Here is a 2,825-nt window from a genome sequence, read left to right on the forward strand (position 1 = left end):
CACTGAGAGACACGACCACCACCCCCCCGACCCAGCGCGGTCTCGCCGAGCCCCCCCGCGCGCCCCCCTCCGCCGGGGGGGGGCCCGCCCCCCCTCGCCCGTACCCAAACCCTCATCAAGGGTGCGAACGGCATCGGCACGGTCCGCAAGACCACCCTGCCCGGCGGCCTGCGCATCGTCACCGAGACGCTCCCCTCCGTGCGCTCCGCCACGTTCGGCATCTGGGCGCACGTGGGCTCCCGCGACGAGACGCCGTCCCTGAACGGCGCCACGCACTACCTGGAGCACCTGCTCTTCAAGGGCACCAGCCGCAGGTCCGCCCTGGACATCTCCTCGGCGATCGACGCGGTCGGCGGCGAGATGAACGCGTTCACGGCCAAGGAGTACACGTGCTACTACGCACGCGTGCTCGACACCGACCTGCCGCTGGCCATCGACGTCGTCTGCGACATGCTCACCGGTTCGCTCATCCTCGAGGACGACGTCAACGTCGAGCGCGGTGCCATCCTCGAAGAGATCGCGATGACCGAGGACGACCCGGGCGACTGCGTGCACGACCTGTTCGCGCACACGATGCTCGGCGACACCCCGCTCGGCCGCCCGGTCCTCGGCACGGTCGACACCGTCAACGCCCTCACCGCGGACCGCATCCGCCGCTTCTACAAGAAGCACTACGACCCGACGCACCTCGTCGTGGCCTGTGCGGGCAACGTCGACCACAACAAGGTCGTACGCCAGGTCCGTGCCGCCTTCGAGAAGGCCGGCGCCTTCAAGAACGCCACCGCGGCCCCCATCGCCCCGCGCGACGGCCTGCGCAGCATCCGTACCGCGGGCCGCGTCGAACTCCTCGGCCGCAAGACCGAGCAGGCCCACGTCGTCCTCGGCATGCCGGGCCTGGCCCGCACCGACGACCGCCGCTGGGCCCTCGGCGTCCTGAACACGGCCCTCGGCGGCGGCATGTCCTCGCGCCTGTTCCAGGAGGTCCGCGAGAAGCGCGGCCTGGCCTACAGCGTGTACTCGTACACCTCGGGCTTCGCCGACTGCGGCCTCTTCGGCGTCTACGCGGGCTGTCGCCCGAGCCAGGTCCACGACGTCCTCAAGCTGTGCCGCGACGAGCTCGACCAGGTCGCCGAGCACGGTCTCTCGGACGACGAGATCGGCCGCGCCATCGGCCAGCTCCAGGGCTCCACGGTCCTCGGCCTGGAGGACACGGGGGCGTTGATGAACCGGATCGGCAAGAGTGAGCTGTGCTGGGGCGAGCAGATGTCGGTCGACGACATGCTCGCCCGGATAGCGTCGGTCACCCCGGACGAGGTCCGCTCCATCGCCCGGGACGTCCTCGGACAGCGGCCCTCGCTGGCGGTCATCGGTCCGGTCAAGGACAAGCAGGCGTCCCGACTGCACGACGCGGTCGCGTAAATCCCGTCTCGGTAAGGAACGAAGCAATGAGCAAGCTGCGCGTGGCGGTCCTCGGTGCCAAGGGCCGGATCGGAGCCGAGGCGGTACGAGCCGTCGAGGCCGCCGACGACATGGAGCTGGTGGCCGCCCTCAGCCGTGGCGACAAGCTGGAGACGCTGGTCGAGGCGGGCACCCAGGTCGTGGTCGAGCTGACCACCCCGGCCTCGGTGATGGGCAACCTCGACTTCTGCGTCCGGCACGGCATCCACGCGGTGGTCGGCACGACCGGCTGGACCGAGGAGCGCCTCGCGCAGCTCGGCACCTCACTCGCCGCGTCCCCGGAGACGGGCGTGCTCATCGCGCCCAACTTCTCCATCGGGGCCGTCCTGACGATGAAGTTCGCCGAGGCCGCCGCGCCGTACTTCGAGTCCGTCGAGGTCGTCGAACTGCACCACCCGAACAAGGTGGACGCCCCCAGCGGCACCGCCACGCGCACCGCTCAGCTCATCGCGGCGGCCCGCGAGCGCGCGGGCAGCGCCCCGCAGCCCGACGCCACGGCCACCGCCCTGGACGGCGCCCGCGGCGCCGACGTCGACGGCGTCCCGGTGCACGCGATCCGGCTGCGCGGCCTCCTGGCCCACCAGGAGGTCCTCCTCGGTGGTGAGGGCGAGACCCTGACCATCCGCCACGACTCCCTCCACCACAGCAGCTTCATGCCGGGCATCCTGCTCGGCGTCCGCCGCGTGGTGACCACCCCGGGCCTCACCTTCGGCCTGGAACACTTCCTCGACCTCGGCTGAGCCGGGGACGTACGACAGTTAGCCGACAGACATGCGCGCGAAGATCACCTATGCCGTCACGGCCGCCGTCCTGGTCGTCTATTTCGTCCTGGTCGGCAGCCGGGGCGTGCTGCTCATCCAGAACGGCACCCTGATCACCGTCACCTTCGGTGTCGCGGTGCTCATCCTGCCGGTCATCGGCGTCTGGTTCCTCTGGCAGAACACCCAGTTCGTCCGGAAGGCCAACCGGCTCGCCGTCGTGCTCGACGCCGAGGGCGGACTGCCCGTCGACGAGCTGCGGCGCACCGAGGGCGGCCGCATCGACCGTGATTCGGCCGACGAGGTCTTCGCCCGCCGCAAGGCCGAGACCGAGGACGCCCCGGACGACTGGCGGAGCTGGTTCCGCCTCGCCGTCGCCTACCACGACGCCCGCGACACCCCGCGCGCCCGCAAGGCCATGCAACGGGCCATCGCCCTCCACGAGGGCCGGACGCTGGAGGCCTGACCAGGTCGTACGACGAAGGGGGGGGGGCCCCCCCCCCCCCCGCCCGCCCCCGGGCGGCCGCGTGGGGCCGCGCGGGCCCCGGCGGGGGCGCCAGCGGCGGCCCCCCACCGCAGGTCGCCGCCCCCCCCCCCGGGGGCGCCGGG

The 2,825-nt window shown here is 72.1% G+C and carries 3 protein-coding genes; all 3 read left to right on the plus strand.

Annotation, left to right across the window (positions count from 1 at the left end):
- Window positions 1–114: 114 nt before the first annotated feature.
- The 3 genes from ACFXGX_RS17545 to ACFXGX_RS17555 are packed head-to-tail and all read left to right on the plus strand — an operon-like array spanning window position 115 to window position 2,682.
- Window positions 115–1,419 (plus strand): M16 family metallopeptidase, encoded by a 1,305-nt coding sequence (locus tag ACFXGX_RS17545; protein WP_384791400.1) that lies wholly within the window; start codon window positions 115–117, stop codon window positions 1,417–1,419.
- A 26-nt stretch (window positions 1,420–1,445) separates the two neighbouring features.
- The gene (gene dapB, locus ACFXGX_RS17550) at window positions 1,446–2,198 is read left to right on the plus strand and encodes a 4-hydroxy-tetrahydrodipicolinate reductase (protein WP_384791372.1); all 753 of its coding nucleotides are present in this window, start codon (window positions 1,446–1,448) and stop codon (window positions 2,196–2,198) included.
- A gap of 31 nt (window positions 2,199–2,229) precedes the next feature.
- A complete protein-coding gene (locus tag ACFXGX_RS17555; RefSeq protein WP_384791375.1) occupies window positions 2,230–2,682 on the plus strand; it encodes a hypothetical protein in 453 nt (150 codons plus the stop codon).
- Window positions 2,683–2,825 lie beyond the last annotated feature (143 nt).

Source organism: Streptomyces sp. NPDC059371, assembly GCF_042751995.1.
Taxonomy (GTDB): Bacteria; Actinomycetota; Actinomycetes; order Streptomycetales; family Streptomycetaceae; genus Streptomyces.